Here is a 17,940-nt window from a genome sequence, read left to right on the forward strand (position 1 = left end):
TGTGGGTCGGGCGGCTCGGCTGCGTATGACAACCGGGCCACCCTACCGGCGCCCCGGTGCGGTCGACGCTCGGACAGCGCCGGGCCGGCCGGGGATGGGATTCAGCTCACATCACGCCCCGCACGCACCTCGGTCAGCGCGCGAAGCGCGGCAACTGGGCGGCGATCTTCGTACGTCCAGGGCGCCCTGGCACACGTCCAGCACGAACCGCTCGGCCTCGTCCACGTCGAAGTCCGCGTCCCGGTGTCAGCGGGATTCCGTCCGCAAGCGGGTCGTCACCCACGCCCCCACCAGCGCCACCATCGCCATCGGCAGGAACACCGCGGCGAACGCGGCCGGGTGGGAGCCTTGGGCGGTCGCCCCTTCGGTGGCGGTGTGGGCGACGGTCCCGCCGCCGAGCGCGGCGAACGCGGCGCCGCCCGCGGACAGGAGCACCACATTGGACAGGCCGTCGGAGATCTGCAGGGCGGCCGAGTTCGCGCCCGCCTCCTCGGGGGCGGACAGCTTCAGGAGCAGGACGCTGGTCGAGGAGATGACCAGGCCCATGCCGAAGCAGCCGAAACCCCAGGCGACCGCGACGATCCACGGGGGCACGGCGTGGATCAGCACGCTGGGCGCGGTGGCGATCGCGGCCGCGACGACCACCATGCCGAGCGTCATCAGCCGCTCCCGGTACGGCTCCAGGTGCGGCCTGGACTGGATGTACGAGCCCAGCGCCCAGGTCGCGCCGGCGGGGGCCAGTGAGAACCCGGCGAGGGTCGGCGACAGCCCGCGCTCGGTGACGAGCATGAGCGGGATGAAACTCTCCGCCGCGACGAAGGCGCCCGCCGACACACCGCGCAACAGCACCACGGACGGCAGGCCGCGCGCCGCCCGGTAGGTGCCGCGGGGCAGCAGGCCGAGCACCGCCGGGACGAGCAGGGCGGCGCCCGCGACACCGGGGACGAGGGAGACCCAGTGCAGGTCCTGGGCGGCGTACTGGAGGAGTCCGGCGCCCAGGGAGATGCCGAACGCCAGGCGGATGCGGCGCGCGTCGAAGGGGGCGACGGTCTCCGTGGCGGGACCGGCCGCCCGCCGCCGTATCTGCGGCAGGGCGAGCGCCAGGGGGAACACCACGAGCACGGGGATGCCGATGAACACCCAGCGCCAGCCGAGCTGTTCGGTCACCGCGCCCGACGCCAGCGGGCCGACCACCGAGGGGATCACCCAGCTCGCCGCGAACGCCGCCATGATCGCCGGGCGCAGCCGCTCCGGGTAGGCCCGGCCGACGAGGACGTACAGCGCGACGATCACCAGTCCGCCGCCGAGCCCCTGCACGGCCCGGCCCAGGATGAACAGCCACATCGCGCTTGCCGTCCCGGACACCAGCAACCCGGCCGCGAAGGCGGCGATGCCACAGGTCAGCGAGGAGAGAGGGCCGCTGCGATCGGACCACTGGCCGGCGAACACCATGCCGAACAGGCTGGTCGTGAAGTACCCGGAGAACGCGAAGGCGTACAGGGACAGTCCGTCCAGTTCCCGCGCGGCGACGGGCATCGCCGTACCGACGGCCGTGGCCTCGAAGGCGATGAGCAGCACGACGGAGACGATCCCGATGCTCAGGGCCCGGTAGGGCCGGCTCAGCACGCCGCCGGTGGCGTCGGAGAGGGAGGGAGGGGCGGCGGCGACGTCGGTGTCGCGGGGGTCCAGGGCGGTCATACAGGTCAGGGTAAGGGGCTCGATGGGGATTGGCTCCTGTCAGGAGCCGGGGACGGGCCGGGACCTTGGTCTTAGGACCGAGCCCGGTTTCATGAACGGCGTATGGCAGTCCCGTTGCAGGGCCGCCGATGCTCTTGAGCGGGTGACCCGCCCACTCCTACGGTCAGTGCATCAGGTCGGCACGAGCAAGCCGTACCGCACCTGGTCCCGGCCGTGTGCCCGAGTGGTTCAGGGACTCGCCTGCGCTGCGTCCATCAGCGGGCTCCGCCCGCGGGGAGTTACGCGGGTTCGATTCCCGCCACGGCCCGGGGTGAATGGCCGTGTGCCCGAGTGGTTCAGGGACTCGCCTGCAAAGCGAGTTACGCGGGTTCGATTCCCGCCACGGCCTCCGGAGTTCCGTGTCCGCACCGGCGCCTACCTCGGGTCGGTCGCTTCCGTCACCCTCTTGTCGCGGTGGGCCAGCCAGACCGTGAAGGCCAGGGTGGAGATGTCCGCGTCGAGCGGACGCAGGGTCGCGTCCGGCTCGCTCCAGCACAGGACCGCTCCGGTGGCGCCGTCGAGGAGCAGGCTCGTGTCCTCCAGCAGACAGCCGAGGCGTATCAGGTGGTCCGCCCGGTCAGGGAGGTCGTCCTGCGGGACGCCCTCGTCGTCCGCGTAGTACTCGGCCAGCGTCGGCAGCGGCAGGTCCGTGTCCAGTTCGAACCAGTAGCCGGTCTCCGGCAGGCCCACCTCGCGCAGGAAACGGCGGGTCGGTTCGTGCGTGAGTGTGCGGGGGAAGTCGACGTCCTCGAAGCGCACGATCGCGGCGGGGCCGAACTCCTCGTCCAGCAACCGCGGCGGCAGGTCCAGGGCGAGGCCCGTGCCGGGGCGGGCGATCCGGGCCAGAGGACGGATCAGGGCGTGCGAGGCGAACCCGCCCGCAGGGGCGGTCAGTTCGTCCGTCACCGCCGCGAGCCGCAGCAGCGCCTCCAGGGAGGGCGCGAGCGGCGAGAGGTCCATCGGGCCAGGGGTGCGCGGGGTTACGTACGTCGTGGGCACCCGCCCCGTGGCGCCGTCCAGCAGGAGCGACTCCAGGTCACGGTCGACGGTGCGCAGCGTCCCGATGACCATCTGGTCGCGCAGTTCCTCGGCGAGCCTCTCCGCGTCGTCGACCAGCTCGGCCGCCCGCCGCAGCACCGACCGCCCGCACGGCGTCCCCAACCCCTGGGCGTACGGATCCGTACCGGTCGGCGTGATCACGCCACAGGCGTCAGTCGTGCCCATCGTCTTCCCCCGGGTGTTTCGTGCCTGGCCCAGAGCGACCACAGGGCAGGACACATCGTCCTGCCGGGCAGCTCTCCCCCAACGCCGAGAACCTTACGCGGCACCACTGACAACGCCGCAGCAATAAACCGTCCTTGCGCGCCTCACCCGCTCCGCAGCCGGAGTCGGGCCAGGCCCTCGCCGTCCGAGCCCGGCTCGTGGTCCTCTCGGCCGGAGACGATCAGACGACGCCCTCCACCGGCGACGAGCTCACTGCGTCGTCACCACCGCCGCCTGCGGCCGGATCGGCAGGCGGTTGACCGGGCGGCCCGTGGCCGCGCGGACCGCCGATGCGATCGCCGCCGGGGATGTCACCACCGGTACCGCGCTGACCGCCTTCGCGCCGAAGGGGGCGACCACGTCCCGTTCCTCGACGAGCTTGACGATCTTGATGTCGGGGGCGTCCAGGGCCGTCGGCAGGGAGTAGCCCGTCAGGTCGGGGTGGCGGACCACGCCGCGGGCCGTGCGCAGGTTCTCCGTGAGCGCGATGCCCACGCCCTGCGTGACCCCGGCCTCGAGGCGCGCCGCCAGCTGCGCCGGGTTCAGCACCCGGCCCACGTCCTGGGCCAGCGCCAGCTCCACGACCCGTACCGAGCCGATCTCGATGTCCACGTCCACCACGGCGCGGATCGCGCAGAACGCGAGCCCCACGAAGGCGTCGCCCTGGCCCGTCTCGTTCAGCGGTTCGGTCGGGTGCGGGCGGCACTGGGCGGTGGCCCACAGTTCCTTGCCGTCCATGGCCTCCGTCACGGTGGTGGACAGGACCCCGTCGTACGACGTGATCTTGCCGTCCGTGATCTGGAGCAGCTCCGTGGACATGCCGAACTTGTGCGCCAGGGGCTGCAACAGCTGGGTGCGGACCATCTTCGCGGCCCGTTCGACCGCGCCGCCCGACACCCAGGTGTGGCGGCCGCGGCAGCCCGCGCCCGCCGGCGGCTGGTCGGTGTCGACGGGGGCCACGTGCACCTCGTCGATGCCGAGGGTCTCCTGGACGATCTGCCGGGCGAGGGTCGCGAAGCCCTGGCCGGTCTCCACCGCCGCGCACAGCACCGTGGCCACGCCGTCCTGGACCTTCACCGTCGCCGTGGAGACCTCGTCGGCGCCCTCCGCGCCGAGCATGTGGACCATGCCGAGGCCGTAGCCCACACCGCGCCGGACCGCGCCCGGTTCGCCCGCGCCCTCGGGGCCGCCCGGCAGCAGCCACTCCTCCTCGGGGGTGTCCTTGGGGAGCGGGGGCAGCGGGTGGTCGCGTACGGCCTCGAGCAGTTCGGCGACCGGCGCCGGGCACGTCACCGTCTGGCCGGTCGGCAGGACGTCGCCGGTCGCCATGACGTTGCGCATCCGCAGCTCCGCCGGATCGAGGCCGAGCTTCTTGGCGAGCTTGTCCATCTGTGCCTCGTACGCGGCGCACACCTGCATCGCGCCCTCGCCGCGCACATGGCCCGACGGCGGGTTGTTGGTGCGCACGGCCCAGCCCTCGATGAAGGCGTTCGGGACGACGTACGGGCCGCAGGCGAAGGAGACCGCGGCGGCGAGCGCGTCGGAGGAGGTGTCCGCGTAGGCGCCCGCGTCCAGCAGGATCTGCGCCTCGACCTTCACCAGCCTGCCCTCGGCGTCCGCGTGGTGGCGGTAGCGCAGCAGTGTGGGGTGGCGGTGGACGTGGCCGAGGAAGGACTCCTCGCGGTTGGCGGTCAGTTTCACCGGGCAGCCGGTCTTCAGCGCCAGCAGCCCGAGGGGCAGCTGGAAGCCCTGGTCCTCGCGGTCCGCGGTGGCGCCGGGCACTCCGGTGACGACGACCTTCACCCGGTCCGGTTCCAGGCCGTAGACGGCGGCGGCCCGGTCCCGGTCGGTGTGCGGGTCGGTGGAGGCGAGGTACAGCTCGACGCCGCCGTCGGGGCGGGGCACGGCGAGGCCGGCCTCCGCGCCGATGGGGGCGGGGTCCTGGCGGCCGATGCGGTACAGGCCCTCGACGACGACCTCGCCGACCGCGTCCGGATCGCCGTGGCGCAGCGGGATGTGGCGGATCAGGTTGCCGTCGGGGTGGAGCGGCTCGGCCTCGAAGGCCTGCTCGGGGTCGGTGACCGGGTCGAGCACCTCGTACTCGACGATGACGGCCGCGGCGGCCATGCGGGCGGTGTCGGGGTGGTCGGCGGCGACGGCCGCGATGGGCTCCCCGTGGTGGCGTACGACGTCGGAGGCGAAGACGGGGCGGTCGGCGGTACCGCGTCCGTGCAGCGTGCCCGCGGGCACGTCCTCATGGGTGAGGACGGCCCGTACGCCGGGCATCTCGCGCGCGTGGCTGGTGTCGATGGACAGGATGCGCGCGTGCGGGTGCGGCGAGCGCAGGACGGCCGCCCACAGCAGGCCCTCGGCCCAGAGGTCGGCCGCGTACGGGAAGGTGCCCTCGGTCTTGGCGCGGGCGTCGGCGGACGGCAGGGAGGCTCCGATGCCGTGCGGCAGCGGTTCGGGGGCGGGTGCGGCCGCCGGGGTGGTCGCGGTGGCGGCTTCGTTGCTCACGCCTGGCCTCCGTCCTGGCCGTACGGGTGGTCGTTCGGGGTCACGTTGCCGAACGCGTCGAGGTGGACGCCGCCCTCTCCGGGGCCCGCCTGGTGCGGGATGCGCGGTTCGTCGCCGTCCGCTGCCGGATCGGCCTCGGCGCGGTGCGCCTCCCGCTCGGCGACGACCTCCTGGACGGCCTGGAGGACGCCCCGGTAGCCGGAGCAGCGGCACAGGTTGCCGCACAGCGCCTGGCGGGCCTCGAGGTCGGTCGGCGCCGGGTTGCCCTCCAGCAGGTCGTGCACGGTCATCGCCATGCCGGGCACGCAGAAGCCGCACTGCACGGCGCCGCACCGGGCGAGCGCCCGCTGCACGTCGGAGGGCTGTCCGTCGACGGCGAGTCCCTCGACGGTACGGACCTCACTGCCCGCGGCGGTGACGGCGGGCACCAGGCAGGAGGCGACGAGCCGTCCGTCGACCTGCACGTTGCACGCGCCGCACTCGCCCTGCGAGCAGCCGTCCTTCGCGCCGGCGAGGCCGAGCCGCTCGCGCAGCACGTACAGCAGCGACTCGCCGATCCAGGCGTCGGTGACGGGCCGGTCGGCGCCGTTCACCCGCAGGACGTACGAGGCCAGGGGGTGCTCGTCGTGCGGGGCGGCGGGCTCGGCGGCCCGATCCGGGCGCGGGTCCTGGGCGTCGGCGGTCCCGGGGGCCGGGTCGGGCTCGGGGTGCCGGCCGGCTTCGGGAGCGGGTGCCTCCTCGACGCCCGAGGTGCCGTCGGAGGTGTCGTCGGCGGCGTCAGAAGTGCCGTCGGCGGCATCGGCGGGCTCGGACGGCTCCTGGGCTACCTCTGGGGCCTCGGCAGCACCCTCGGCCCTGGAGTCCTCGTACGCCTCGTAGGCCTCGTACGGCCCGTCGGACGGCTCCCCAGGGGCCTCCTCGGGCGTCTGCGCGGCGGTCTCCTGCCCGTGCCACGACGGTACGGGCGCCTCCGTCGCCCAGGGCGCGGGCGCGCCGCCCGGCAGGGTCGCGGGCGGGGTGCCGCCCCACTGCTCGACGAGCGAGGACGTGGTGAACTCCCCCGACTCGTCCGGGAGATCGCCGCCCGCGACCGGGATCGACCACTGCCCGGTGACGTCGTGCCCGGGCGCGGGCTCCCGCGCGGCCTGGGCCTCCTCGAAGCTCCACTGCCCGGTCGCGCCGGGGTTGTACGTGAACCGGTCCCCCGTACCGTCCTGCGTGGCGCCCGGCCAGTGGGCGTCCTCGGCGGGCGCACCCCAGTTCCCGCCGTGCTCCTCGGCGCCCGTGCCCTCCTGCGGGGTGAAGGTCGGCGGCACATAGCCGTGGCCCGGCGCGGCCAGCGGGCTGTCGGAGGCGAGGAGGGCGTCGATCCCACCCTCCGGGAGCTGGACGAAGGCGGTGGCGCCGTCGTCGTAGTCCCCTTGCGGCAGCCGCTCCCAGGAGCCGTTGGTGCCCTGCCGGCGGGCTTCCTCCGGGTGCTGGTCGTCCGTCACGACAGTGCCCTCCCCAGTGCTCGTCGGGCCAGCGCGGCGACCGTGCGCCGCAGGTGCAGTACGGCGGGCGGAAGCTGCTGCACGGTGCCGTCCTCCGCGGGCGCCGGATCGGGGATGCAGGCCGCGGCGACGTACTCCCCGAAGGCGTTCAGGGCCTCCGGGACGATCGCGCGGTTGTTGTCCCAGTCGATGAGCTGCGCGACCCACTGCTCGGCCTCCAGCGGGCGCAGCGGCATCGGCGCTATGGCACCGACGGCGCAGCGCACCCCGCGCCGGGCCGGGTCCAGCACCAGCGCCACCGACGCCATCGCCCGCCCGGGTCCGGTGCGGCCGGTCGCCTTCAGGAAGACCTGGGGGGCGTGCAGCAGCGGCACGCGCACGTAGCCGATGAGTTCACCGGCGCGCAGCATCTCCACGCCCGCCAGCAGGTGCGAGACCGGGATCTCCCGGCGTGCCCCGCCCGGGCCGGCGATGATCAGCGTGGCCTCCAGGGCGGCGAGCACCGGAAGCGCGTCCCCGGTGGGGGCCGCCGACGCGATGTTGCCGCCGAGGGTGCCGGCGTTGCGGATGTGCGGCGGGCCTGCCGCGCGCGCCGCCGCCGCGAGGGCGGGGATGAGCGCCGCGAAGTCGGGGCGCCCCATGCGCGCGTGGGTGAGGCCGGCGCCGAGCAGCGCGTGGCCGTCCAGGTACTGCCAGCCGCGGATCTCGCTGATGCGGCCGAGGCCGACCAGTGCGGCGGGCCGCAGCTGCCCCGAGTTCACGGCAGCCATGAGGTCGGTACCGCCCGCCACGGGGACGGCGGCCGGATGGGCGGCGAGGGCCGCCACGGCCTCGTCCAGCGAGGCGGGCAGCGTCACGGCCTGCGCCGCCTGCGGTGCCTGCGTGGTCAAACCGGCTGCCCCTTCCCGCTGCCCCCTGGTCCCACCTGTGTTGCCGTACGGTACGTGCTGACAGGGCGGACGTGGCAACTCTGGCACATCTTTCACGGCCTCCGACGCGGGGGTCCGCTAGGAGGCATTCACCCCTCCGACCAGGGAGATGGACCGTTTTGCCACGACATCCCCGATGGGGGTGCATTGCGGCTCTTCGACGCTCCTTGCACTGCTTTTCCCATGCAGGGGTGCGTTTCCAGCCGACCCGGCGCCTCGCCTGCCCTCTGTCCGCCACCTCACACGTTCGGGGGCGCACCCTCGATCGGGCGTCCGAGCACCCCGGGGCGCCGCTGCCACGGCAGCGGGCCCGTGGGCGGCCGGTAGGCGACCCCCAGGGCCTCCAGGCGGCGGTAGTGGGCGGCCATGCGCCGCTCGAAGTCCGAGAAGTCGCGCTCGGCCGGGACGGGAAGGGCGCTCCAGGCGACCTCGGCGAATGCCGCGAGCCGGGGAAACACCTGATAGTCGACGCGCCCCTGATCCTCCGTCACCTCGGTCCAGATGTTGGCCTGGGTGCCCAGAACGTGCCGCGCCTCCTCCGGCGTCAGCTGCGGTGGAACGGGCTCGAACCGGTAGACGTCCTCCAGGGTGCGCACGTACCCGATGGGCACCGGCTCGTCGGCGCCGCCGTCCTGACGGTGGTCCAGATACACCTGCTGCTCCGGGCACATGACGACGTCGTGGCCGGCGCGCGCCGCCGTGATCCCGCCGGCGTACCCGCGCCATGATGAGACGGTCGCACCGTCCGCGAGGCCGCCCTCGAGGATCTCGTCCCAGCCGACGAGCCGGCGTCCGCGTGCGGTGAGCCAGGTGTCGAAGTGGCGCACGAACCACGCCTGGAGCTCGTCCTCGTCCGCGAGTCCCAGCTCCTTGATGCGCGCCTGCGCGGCCGGCGAGCGCCGCCACTGGTCCTTGGGGCACTCGTCGCCGCCGATGTGGACGAAGGGTGACGGGAAGAGTTCCAGGACCTCCTCGAACACCCCCTCGTAGAACCGCAGGGTGGTGTCGGTGGGGGCTAGTACGTTGGGGTTGATGCCCCAGTCGTCCCAGACCGTGAGGGAGGTCGTGTCGATGACGTCGGAGTTGCCCAGTTCCGGGTACGCGGCGATGGCCGCCTGGCTGTGCCCGGGGACGTCGACCTCGGGGACGACGGTGATATGCCGCTCGGCCGCGTACGCGACGATCTCGCGGATGTCGTCCTGCGTGTAGAAACCGCCGTGCGGCTTCTCCTCCCACAGCGGCGAGGCCCGGTGGCCGAATCTGGTGCGCGCCCGCCAGGCACCGACCTCGGTGAGCCTCGGGTAGCGCTTGATCTCCAGCCGCCAGCCCTGGTCGTCGGTGAGGTGGAGGTGGAGGACGTTGAGCTTGTGGGCGGCCATCAGGTCCAGGTAGCGCAGGACGCCGTCCTTGGGCATGAAGTGCCGGGCCACGTCGAGCAGGAGGCCGCGCCAGCGGAAGCGGGGGGCGTCCTGGACCGTCACCGCGGGCACCTCCCACTGACGTCTCCCGGTCACCGGGGCGCGGCGGAAGGCCTCCGGCCCGAGCAGCTGGCGGAAGGTCTGGGCGCCCCAGAACAGGCCGGCCTCGCTCGCGCCGTCGATGACGACGTCATGGCCGTCGGCGGTGAGGCGGTACGCCTCGGGGCTGCCCAGCTCCTCCCCGAGCCCGGGGACGAGGCGCAGCAGGACCCGGTTGCCGTGGTCGCCGGCCGGCGGCAGTGGAAGCCCGGTCGCGGCGCCGACGGCCGCCCGCAGCCACCGCGCGACGCGCTCGGCGCCGGGCCCCGTCGTCTCGATCCGGGTGTCCTCGTCGACGATGCATCCCGTGCCGCCGCCGATCGAGGGGGACATGCGGGTGGGGGCGGGGACCAGGTGCACGTCGAGCCCCGGGGGGAAGGAGTACGCAGACTCAGGCATGCCGCCAGTCTTCACCGCCCGGCCCGGTCCCGAGGGTGGATTCACCGCACTTCGGAGACGCACTCCCGATCCGCCGGCAGCGGGCACAAAGGCTCCCGGGACGCTTCGGACACGCGTCCCGGGAACCCAGCGGTCGTCACGCAGCCGAGCGGTCGGCTACTTGTCGCCGCCCTTGCCCTCGTCGCCGCCGCTGCCCATGGAGTCGTAGATCTCCTTGCACATCGGGCAGACGGGGTACTTCTTCGGGTCGCGTCCCGGGACCCACACCTTCCCGCACAGCGCCACGACGGGAGTGCCGTCCAGGGCGCTCGCCATGATCTTGTCCTTCTGGACGTAGTGGGCGAAGCGCTCGTGGTCGCCGTCGCCGTGCGACACCTGCGGCGTCGGCTCTACGAGGGTCCCCGTACCGGTGCCGCGCTCGGGCTCAAGAGTGCTCATAGGGCCAAGCGTACTGAAGCCCGCACGTATCAGTTGAGCGTAGGGTCGTCCGGGTACGTCGCCACCATCGCCAGCTCGCTGCGCTGGCGTCGCAGCACGTCGCGCCAGAGTTTTTCCGGGGCCGGGGACGAGACGTCGCCGGGTTCCGACTCGACGACGTACCACGCCCCGTCGACCAGCTCGTCCTCCAGCTGGCCCGGCCCCCAGCCGGCGTATCCGGCGAAGATGCGCAGGGAGCCGAGCGCCTTGGCGAGCAGTTCCGGAGGGGCCTCCAGGTCGACCAGGCCGATCGCGCCGTGCACCCGCCGCCAGCCGAGCGGGGCGTGTTCCGGGGACGCGCCGCCGGGGATCACCGCGACACCGAGCGCCGAGTCCAGCGACACGGGTCCGCCCTGGAAGACGACACCGGGCTCGCCCGCGAGGTCCGCCCAGCCCTCCAGGATGTCGCCCACGTCGACGGGCGTGGGGCGGTTGAGGACCACGCCGAGCGAGCCCTCCTCGTCGTGGTCGAGGAGCAGCACCACAGCGCGGTCGAAGTTCGGGTCCGCCAGGGCGGGGGTGGCCACGAGCAGCCGCCCTGTGAGCGAGGACACCTCGGTCATGGCAGACATGATCCCGCATCTTGCCTTCGGATGGGGAGGCAACGGGTGTACGTGGGTGAATGCAGCTCAGGGCTCATGGGGGCGCTGCGGGCGCACGTACGCCCCGGTAACCCCTCGCGTCCGCCTCCGCACCGTTCGTGTTGTGGCAAAGCTATGACCTTCGTTGGGGCCACTTGGGCTTACTGAAGGGGGGTACGCGGCCATTACGCTTACGTCTTCGGCCCCTGCCCCACTCCACGGAACGCGAGATTCATGACCGTCAACGACGATGTCCTCCTTGTCCACGGCGGCACCCCGCTCGAGGGCGAGATCCGTGTCCGCGGTGCGAAGAACCTCGTACCGAAGGCCATGGTCGCCGCCCTCCTGGGCAGTGCCCCGAGCAGACTCCGCAACGTGCCCGACATCCGCGACGTGCGCGTCGTCCGGGGGCTGCTGCAGCTGCACGGCGTGACGGTGCGTCCGGGCGAGGAGCCGGGTGAGCTGGTGCTCGACCCGACGCACGTCGAGAGCGCGAACGTCGCGGACATCGATGCCCACGCGGGCTCGTCGCGCATCCCGATCCTGTTCTGCGGTCCGCTGCTGCACCGGCTGGGCCACGCGTTCATCCCGGGTCTCGGCGGCTGCGACATCGGCGGCCGGCCGATCGACTTCCACTTCGACGTGCTGCGGCAGTTCGGCGCGGTCATCGAGAAGCGGGCGGACGGCCAGTACCTGGAGGCGCCCAAGGGGCTGCGCGGCACGAAGATCCGGCTGCCGTACCCGTCCGTCGGCGCGACGGAGCAGGTGCTGCTGACGGCGGTGCTCGCCGAGGGTGTCACCGAGCTGTCCAACGCGGCGGTGGAGCCGGAGATCGAGGACCTGATCTGCGTGCTGCAGAAAATGGGCGCGATCATCGCGATGGACACCGACCGCACGATCCGCATCACCGGCGTGGAGAAGCTCGGCGGCTACACCCACCGCGCCCTCCCGGACCGGCTGGAGGCCGCGTCCTGGGCGTCGGCGGCGCTGGCGACCAACGGCAACATCTACGTCCGTGGCGCGCAGCAGCGGTCGATGATGACGTTCCTGAACACCTACCGCAAGGTGGGCGGCGCGTTCGAGATCGACGACGAGGGCATCCGGTTCTGGCACCCGGGCGGGCAGCTGAAGTCGATCGCGCTGGAGACGGACGTGCACCCCGGCTTCCAGACGGACTGGCAGCAGCCGCTGGTCGTGGCCCTGACCCAGGCGACGGGCCTGTCGATCATCCACGAGACGGTGTACGAGTCCCGCCTCGGCTTCACCTCCGCGCTGAACCAGATGGGCGCGCACATCCAGCTCTACCGCGAGTGCCTCGGCGGCTCCGACTGCCGCTTCGGGCAGCGCAATTTCCTGCATTCCGCGGTGGTTTCGGGCCCGACGAAGCTGCAGGGCGCGGACCTGGTCATCCCCGACCTGCGCGGCGGTTTCTCCTACCTGATCGCGGCCCTGGCGGCCGAGGGCACGTCCCGCGTCCACGGCATCGACCTGATCAACCGCGGCTACGAGAACTTCATGGAGAAGCTGATGGAGCTGGGCGCGAAGGTCGAACTGCCCGGCAACGCACTCGGCTGAGGTCCACCGACGGCTGGGGGTCCGGGGGTCGTCCCCCGGGCAGGCACAGCATGGAGAAGCTGATGGAGCTGGGCGCGAAGGTCGAACTGCCCGGCAACGCACTCGGCTGACCTCCCGCGGAGCGTCGCCCATGCGAAGGGGCGGTCACCCTGATCCGGGTGACCGCCCCTTTTGGCCTTGCTGGGCCCGTACGCCGTCGCGAGGAGCTTGCCGGGCTCGTCACTCGCCGTCCCGTGGCGGTACGGCCTCGTCACGCCGTCCCTGCGACGGGCTCGGCCTCGTCACGCCGTCCTACGGCAGGTAGGGCCTCGTCACGCCGCCCTGCGGCGGTCGGGCTTCGTCGCACCGCCCTGTGGCGGTGCGGCGGCCTTGCTGCGCCGTCCGTGGCGTCACGGTGTCGTACGCCGTCCCGTGGCGCACGAACGGCAAGATCACTTGCCCTTGGCGGCTTCCTTGAGCTTGGAGCCCGCGGAGACCTTCACGCTGTAGCCGGCCGGGATCTGGATGGGGTCGCCGGTCTGCGGGTTGCGCGCGGTGCGAGCGGCACGGTGGGTGCGCTCGAAGGTGAGGAAGCCAGGGATGGTGACCTTCTCGTCGCCCTTGGCGACGACCTCGCCGACGGTCTCGGCGAACGCGGCCAGCACGGCGTCGGCGTCCTTGCGGGTCACCTCGGCGCGGTCGGCCAGCGCGGCCACCAGCTCACTGCGGTTCATGTTGTTACTCCCGTGTTCTTCTTGCCGTTGAGGCGTGCCACGCGGCGGAGCCGCATGTTGGGCACGGCGAAGCCGATGCTGCCAGGGTCCTCGGTGAGTCCCCGGACCCGGGTCCGTCGTCAGACCCTCGCGCCCGAAGACGCATCCTGCCCCCACCTGCGGCGGGAAAGCCAATCCGGCACCCGTAGGAGTCGTGAGAACACCCTTGGGAGTCACACGAAGGGCGCCACCGCCATGCGGCGGTGACGTTTCGCCCTCTTTCCGCGACAGATCGCAGGTTCTGGGGGGTCCGAGCCCGGCCGCCACCATAGAGGTCGGCCGGGCACCCGGGGTTCCGCGACGCGCCGGTCGGCCGCCACCGTGGCGATGGTCACAGCAGCGGCACGGAATCCCTACTCGTCCGCCGTCGCCGACGCGCCCGCCGCCTTCGCGGCCTCCCGCACGGCTCCGGCGACCGCGCCCGCGACCTTGTCGTTGAAGACGCTCGGAACGATGTAGTTCGGGTTCAGCTCGCCCTCGGTCACCACGTCCGCGAGGGCCTGCGCGGCCGCCAGCATCATCTCCGTGTTGACCGTGCGGGACTGCGCGTCCAGCAGACCGCGGAAGACGCCCGGGAACACCAGCACGTTGTTGATCTGGTTCGGGAAGTCGGAGCGCCCGGTGGCCACAACAGCCGCCGTCTGACGGGCGATTGCGGGGTCGACCTCGGGGTCCGGGTTCGCGAGCGCGAACACGATCGCGCCGTCCGCCATGGCCGCCACGTCGTCGCCGTCGAGCACGTTCGGCGCCGAGACACCGATGAAGACGTCGGCGCCCCGCACCGCTTCCTTCAGCGTGCCGGTCAGGCCCTCCTGGTTGGTGTTGTCGGCGATCCAGCGCAGCGCCGAGTCCGGCGCGGCGTCCACGAGGTCCTCACGGCCGGCGTGCACGACACCGTGGATGTCGGCCACCACCGCGTTCTTCACGCCCGCCGCGAGCAGCAGTTTCAGGATCGCCGTACCGGCCGCGCCGGCGCCCGACATCACGACGCGGACGTTCTCGATCTCCTTGCCCACCACGCGAAGTGCGTTGGTGAGGGCGGCCAGCACCACGATGGCCGTGCCGTGCTGGTCGTCGTGGAAGACGGGGATGTCGAGCGCCTCGCGCAGCCGGGCCTCGATCTCGAAGCAGCGCGGCGCGGAGATGTCCTCGAGGTTGATGCCGGCGAACCCGGGGGCGATCGCCTTGACGATCTCGACGATCGCGTCGGTGTCCTGGGTGTCGAGGCAGATCGGCCAGGCGTCGATGCCGGCGAACCGCTTGAAGAGGGCCGCCTTGCCCTCCATGACGGGCAGCGCGGCCTTCGGGCCGATGTTGCCGAGGCCCAGCACGGCGGAGCCGTCCGTCACAACCGCAACGGAGTTGCGCTTGATCGTGAGGCGGCGGGCGTCCTCGGGGTTCTCGGCGATCGCCATGCACACGCGCGCCACACCCGGCGTGTAGACCATGGACAGGTCGTCACGGTTGCGGATGGGGTGCTTCGACGCCATCTCGATCTTGCCGCCGAGGTGCATGAGGAACGTACGGTCCGAGACCTTGCCCAGCGTGACGCCCTCGATGCCGCGCAGCTTCTCGACGATCTCCTGCGCGTGCGCGGTGGAGGTGGCGGCGATGGTGACGTCGATACGGAGCTTCTCGTGGCCGGACGCGGTGACGTCGAGGCCGGTCACCGAGCCTCCGGAGGACTCCACGGCGGTGGTGAGCTGCGAGACGGCGGTTCCGCTCGCGGGCACCTCCAACCGGACCGTCATCGAGTAGGAGACGCTGGGCGCCGTTGCCATGGCCGACTTCCTCTGCTTTCACCGTGTCGCGGATATGCCGTCCGATCGTCGCACCTACCGGAGAGTACGTGGTAGCCGCCCCGCATTTGCGAACGTTTTGTTCGTCGGCACGGGCTAGCTCCGGAAAGCGACTTCCACGATACGAGAGGTCAGAGGTGGACGCAGAGGCACGCCGTACAACGAGAGAGGTCCGCGTCACACAGGACGCGGACCTCTCCACAAGTCAGTGACACCGACCCGCCATGCTCGCCTCGCGGCAAGTGGTCGCTCGTAGCGACTAAGGTTGGGCCCGGGGGCTTGGATCGGGCCGGTGCCACACCCAGGCTAACAAACGGATCCGGTAAGGCCATTCCCGTACCCGGAGTTCATCTCGCGTACAGGGCGGCTCCGCCCGGGCCTCAGTCCCGCAGCAGGTCCGGCACCCCGGCCGCGTCCGGCTCGTCCCGCTCGCCCGAGACCACCGTCAGCTGCTGCGTCGCCCGGGTGAGCGCCACGTACAGCACGCGCAGCCCCGCGGGGCTCTCGTCGGCGATCTCCGCGGGAGAGACGACGACCGTCGCGTCGTACTCCAGGCCCTTGGCCTCCAGGCTGCCGAGGGCCACCACCCGGTCGCCGAGGCCGTCCAGCCAGCGGGCCGCCTCCTCGCGCCGGTTCATGGCGACGACGACGCCGACCGTGCCGTCGACGCGGTCGAGGAGCCGGGCGGCCTCCGCGCGAACGGTCTGCGCCATCGAGTCCCGTATCACCGTGAAGCGCGGCTGGACGCCGGTGGAGCGGACGGCCGTGGGGGCGGTGGAGCCCGGCATGGCGAGCGCGAGGACCTTCGACGCCAGGTCGGCGATCTCGGCGGGGTTGCGGTAGTTGACCGTGAGCGTGAAGCGGCGGCGCGGGCGGGTGCCCAGGGCCTCGTCGCGGGCCTCGGCCGCCTCGTCCGGGTCGGACCAGGACGACTGGGCCGGGTCACCGACGACGGTCCAGGTCGCGTGCCGGCCGCGACGCCCGACCATCCGCCACTGCATCGGCGTGAGGTCCTGCGCCTCGTCGACGATCACGTGCGCGTACTCGGTGCGCTCCTGCGCCAGCCGCTCGGCGCGCTCACGCTGCGACTCCTCGCGGACGGGCATCAGCTCTTCGAGCCCGGTCAACTGGTCGAGCGGGTCCAGCTCGCGCCTCTTCTTCGGGCGGGCCGGCAGGCCGAGGACGGCCTGGAGCTCGTCGAGCAGGGCGATGTCGTGCACGGAGTACCCGTCCCGCTTCAGCGAGCGCGCGACCCTGCGCACCTCGCCGGGGGTGAGGACGCGCCGCGCCCAGCGGCCGAGCCGCCTCTCGTCGGCCATCGCCGCAACGACCGACCGGGGGGTCAGCTCGGGCCACCAGGCGTCCAGGAACGCGATGAAGGAGTCCTCGGAGGTGATGTCCTCGTCGAAGGAGGACCGCAGCTCGGCGGCCAGCTCGGGGTCGGCGTGCCGGTTCGCCCCGCCGGACTGCGCCCACAGGGCGTCCAGGAGCAGCTTGCGGGCGCGCGGACGCAGCAGGTTGACGGGCGCCGTACCGGTGAGGGCGGTGCGCCGGATCCGTTCCAGCTGCTCCGCCTCCAGCTCCAGGCGGCGGCCGAAGGCGACGACCCGCAGCCGCTCCGGTGCGCCGCTGCGCTCCAGGGCGCCGCGGGCCGCCTTGCGCAGCACCTTGAGCATGCGGGAGGAGCCCTTGGCGCGGGCCACGGACGGGGAGTCGTGGAGCGTGGCCTCGACGCCGTCGACGAGCGAGCCGATGGCGCGGATCGCGACCTGGCCCTCCTCGCCGAGCGACGGCAGGACGCCCTCGGTGTAGGCGACGAGCAGCGGGGTGGGCGAGACGATCAGGATGCCGCCCGCGTAGCGGCGCCGGTCCTGGTACAGCAGGTACGCGGCCCGGTGCAGGGCGACGGCGGTCTTGCCGGTGCCGGGGCCGCCCTCGACGTGGGTCACGGAGGCGGCGGGGGCGCGGATGACCAGGTCCTGCTCCGCCTGGATGGAGGCCACGATGTCCCGCATGGTGTGGGTGCGGGCCTGGCCGAGGGCGGCCATCAGGGCGCCGTCGCCGATGACGGGCAGCTCGTGGCCGTCGAGGAAGGCCGTCAGCTCGGGGCGCATCAGGTCGTCCTCGACGCCGAGCACCCTGCGCCCCTTGGAGCGGATGACCCGGCGGCGCACGACCCGCCCGGGGTCGACCGGCGTGGAGCGGTAGAAGGGGGCGGCGGCGGGTGCCCGCCAGTCGATGACCAGCGGCGCGTAGTCCTGGTCGAGGACGCCGATGCGGCCGATGTGCAGGGTCTCGGCGATGTCGGCGGTGTTGTCGGAGCGCACCGCGCCCTCGGCGGGCTCGACAGCCGTGTACGCACCGTCGGGTCCCTTCTTGCCGTCCTTGCCGAGCAGCAGGTCGATCCGGCCGAAGAGGAAGTCCTCGAACTCGTTGTTGAGCCGGTTGAGGTGGATGCCGGCCCGGAACACCTGGGCGTCGCGCTCGGCGAGCGCGCCGGGCGTGCCGACCTGGCCGCGCTGGGCGGCGTCGTTCATCAGGAACTCCGCCTCGTGGATCTTCTCCTCGAGGCGCCGGTAGACCCGGTCCAGGTGTTCCTGTTCGACGCTGATCTCCCGGTCACGGAGCGAGTCGTGCGCGGACCTGCCGACCGGGCCGAGCGCGGTTTCCTGTTGAACCTGAGCGGCCACCGGGCCCCCTTCTGACGTGCTGAGCAGCCGTCCACCGTACGCGAAGGGGGACCGGGGAGGCTACGGCGCGCCCCGAACCACCGCGGCCCTGTCGCCGAACTCCCGACCGCCCTGCGGGCGGACGACGGGAATGTGACGACAGGACCGCACACGTCGACCCGCGGCGTGACTCGGACGCACGCCGCGGGAAGCGCTCAGACCGGTGGTGGCG

12 protein-coding genes, 2 tRNA genes and 1 pseudogene are annotated in these 17,940 nt (G+C 72.6%); 3 read left to right on the plus strand and 12 right to left on the minus strand.

The annotated features are described in order from the left end of the window. Positions 1-133: 133 nt before the first annotated feature. Positions 134-240 (minus strand): annotated as a pseudogene (locus SY2F82_RS38685) (death-on-curing protein); the annotation flags it as partial. A 6-nt stretch (positions 241-246) separates the two neighbouring features. Further along, positions 247-1,698 carry an MFS transporter gene (locus tag SY2F82_RS05030; protein ID WP_200417669.1) on the minus strand — a complete coding sequence of 484 codons (1,452 nt, stop codon included), beginning with the start codon at positions 1,696-1,698 and terminating at the stop codon, positions 247-249. Between the two features lie 209 nt (positions 1,699-1,907). Here SY2F82_RS05030 and SY2F82_RS05035 point away from each other — a divergent pair. Both SY2F82_RS05035 and SY2F82_RS05040 read left to right on the plus strand, forming a co-directional pair. Next, positions 1,908-2,004: transfer RNA gene (locus SY2F82_RS05035), tRNA-OTHER, on the plus strand. A 10-nt stretch (positions 2,005-2,014) separates the two neighbouring features. Continuing rightward, positions 2,015-2,086: transfer RNA gene (locus tag SY2F82_RS05040), tRNA-Cys, on the plus strand. 26 nt (positions 2,087-2,112) lie between these two features. Here the strand turns inward: SY2F82_RS05040 and SY2F82_RS05045 are convergent. From SY2F82_RS05045 to SY2F82_RS05075, 7 genes are all read right to left on the minus strand, one after another. Next, positions 2,113-2,961 (minus strand): SUKH-4 family immunity protein, encoded by an 849-nt coding sequence (locus SY2F82_RS05045; RefSeq protein WP_200417670.1) that lies wholly within the window; start codon positions 2,959-2,961, stop codon positions 2,113-2,115. A gap of 249 nt (positions 2,962-3,210) precedes the next feature. After that, on the minus strand, positions 3,211-5,517 hold the full coding sequence (locus SY2F82_RS05050) for a xanthine dehydrogenase family protein molybdopterin-binding subunit (RefSeq protein WP_200417671.1): 2,307 nt from the start codon (positions 5,515-5,517) through the stop codon (positions 3,211-3,213). Next, a complete protein-coding gene (locus SY2F82_RS05055) occupies positions 5,514-7,010 on the minus strand; it encodes a 2Fe-2S iron-sulfur cluster-binding protein (RefSeq protein ID WP_200417672.1) in 1,497 nt (498 codons plus the stop codon). The genes SY2F82_RS05050 and SY2F82_RS05055 overlap by 4 nt, the downstream gene beginning before the upstream one ends. Then, positions 7,007-7,900 carry a xanthine dehydrogenase family protein subunit M gene (locus SY2F82_RS05060; RefSeq protein ID WP_200417673.1) on the minus strand — a complete coding sequence of 298 codons (894 nt, stop codon included), beginning with the start codon at positions 7,898-7,900 and terminating at the stop codon, positions 7,007-7,009. Before SY2F82_RS05060 ends, SY2F82_RS05055 begins: the two co-directional genes overlap by 4 nt. A 278-nt stretch (positions 7,901-8,178) precedes the next feature. Next, positions 8,179-9,855 carry a beta-N-acetylhexosaminidase gene (locus SY2F82_RS05065; RefSeq protein WP_200417674.1) on the minus strand — a complete coding sequence of 559 codons (1,677 nt, stop codon included), beginning with the start codon at positions 9,853-9,855 and terminating at the stop codon, positions 8,179-8,181. Positions 9,856-10,011: 156 nt separating this feature from the next. Then, positions 10,012-10,293 carry a DUF3039 domain-containing protein gene (locus tag SY2F82_RS05070; protein WP_103841003.1) on the minus strand — a complete coding sequence of 94 codons (282 nt, stop codon included), beginning with the start codon at positions 10,291-10,293 and terminating at the stop codon, positions 10,012-10,014. Between the two features lie 29 nt (positions 10,294-10,322). Then, positions 10,323-10,895 (minus strand): YqgE/AlgH family protein, encoded by a 573-nt coding sequence (locus SY2F82_RS05075; RefSeq protein WP_200417816.1) that lies wholly within the window; start codon positions 10,893-10,895, stop codon positions 10,323-10,325. A gap of 252 nt (positions 10,896-11,147) precedes the next feature. Between SY2F82_RS05075 and murA the strand changes: the two genes are divergently transcribed. Then, positions 11,148-12,488 (plus strand): UDP-N-acetylglucosamine 1-carboxyvinyltransferase, encoded by a 1,341-nt coding sequence (gene murA / locus SY2F82_RS05080; RefSeq protein ID WP_200417675.1) that lies wholly within the window; start codon positions 11,148-11,150, stop codon positions 12,486-12,488. Between the two features lie 431 nt (positions 12,489-12,919). Here the strand turns inward: murA and SY2F82_RS05085 are convergent, their stop codons facing one another. From SY2F82_RS05085 to SY2F82_RS05095, 3 genes are all read right to left on the minus strand, one after another. Next, entirely contained in the window at positions 12,920-13,201 is a 282-nt protein-coding gene (locus tag SY2F82_RS05085) for an HU family DNA-binding protein (RefSeq protein WP_007498188.1), read from the minus strand. A gap of 392 nt (positions 13,202-13,593) precedes the next feature. Further along, positions 13,594-15,021: an NAD-dependent malic enzyme gene (locus SY2F82_RS05090; RefSeq protein ID WP_200417676.1), complete on the minus strand. Its 1,428-nt coding sequence runs from the start codon at positions 15,019-15,021 to the stop codon at positions 13,594-13,596. Between the two features lie 398 nt (positions 15,022-15,419). Continuing rightward, positions 15,420-17,729 carry a UvrD-helicase domain-containing protein gene (locus SY2F82_RS05095; protein ID WP_200417677.1) on the minus strand — a complete coding sequence of 770 codons (2,310 nt, stop codon included), beginning with the start codon at positions 17,727-17,729 and terminating at the stop codon, positions 15,420-15,422. Between the last annotated feature and the right edge of the window lie 211 nt (positions 17,730-17,940).

The organism is Streptomyces sp. Y2F8-2 (genome assembly GCF_014905555.1).
Lineage (GTDB): Bacteria > Actinomycetota > Actinomycetes > Streptomycetales > Streptomycetaceae > Streptomyces > Streptomyces cynarae.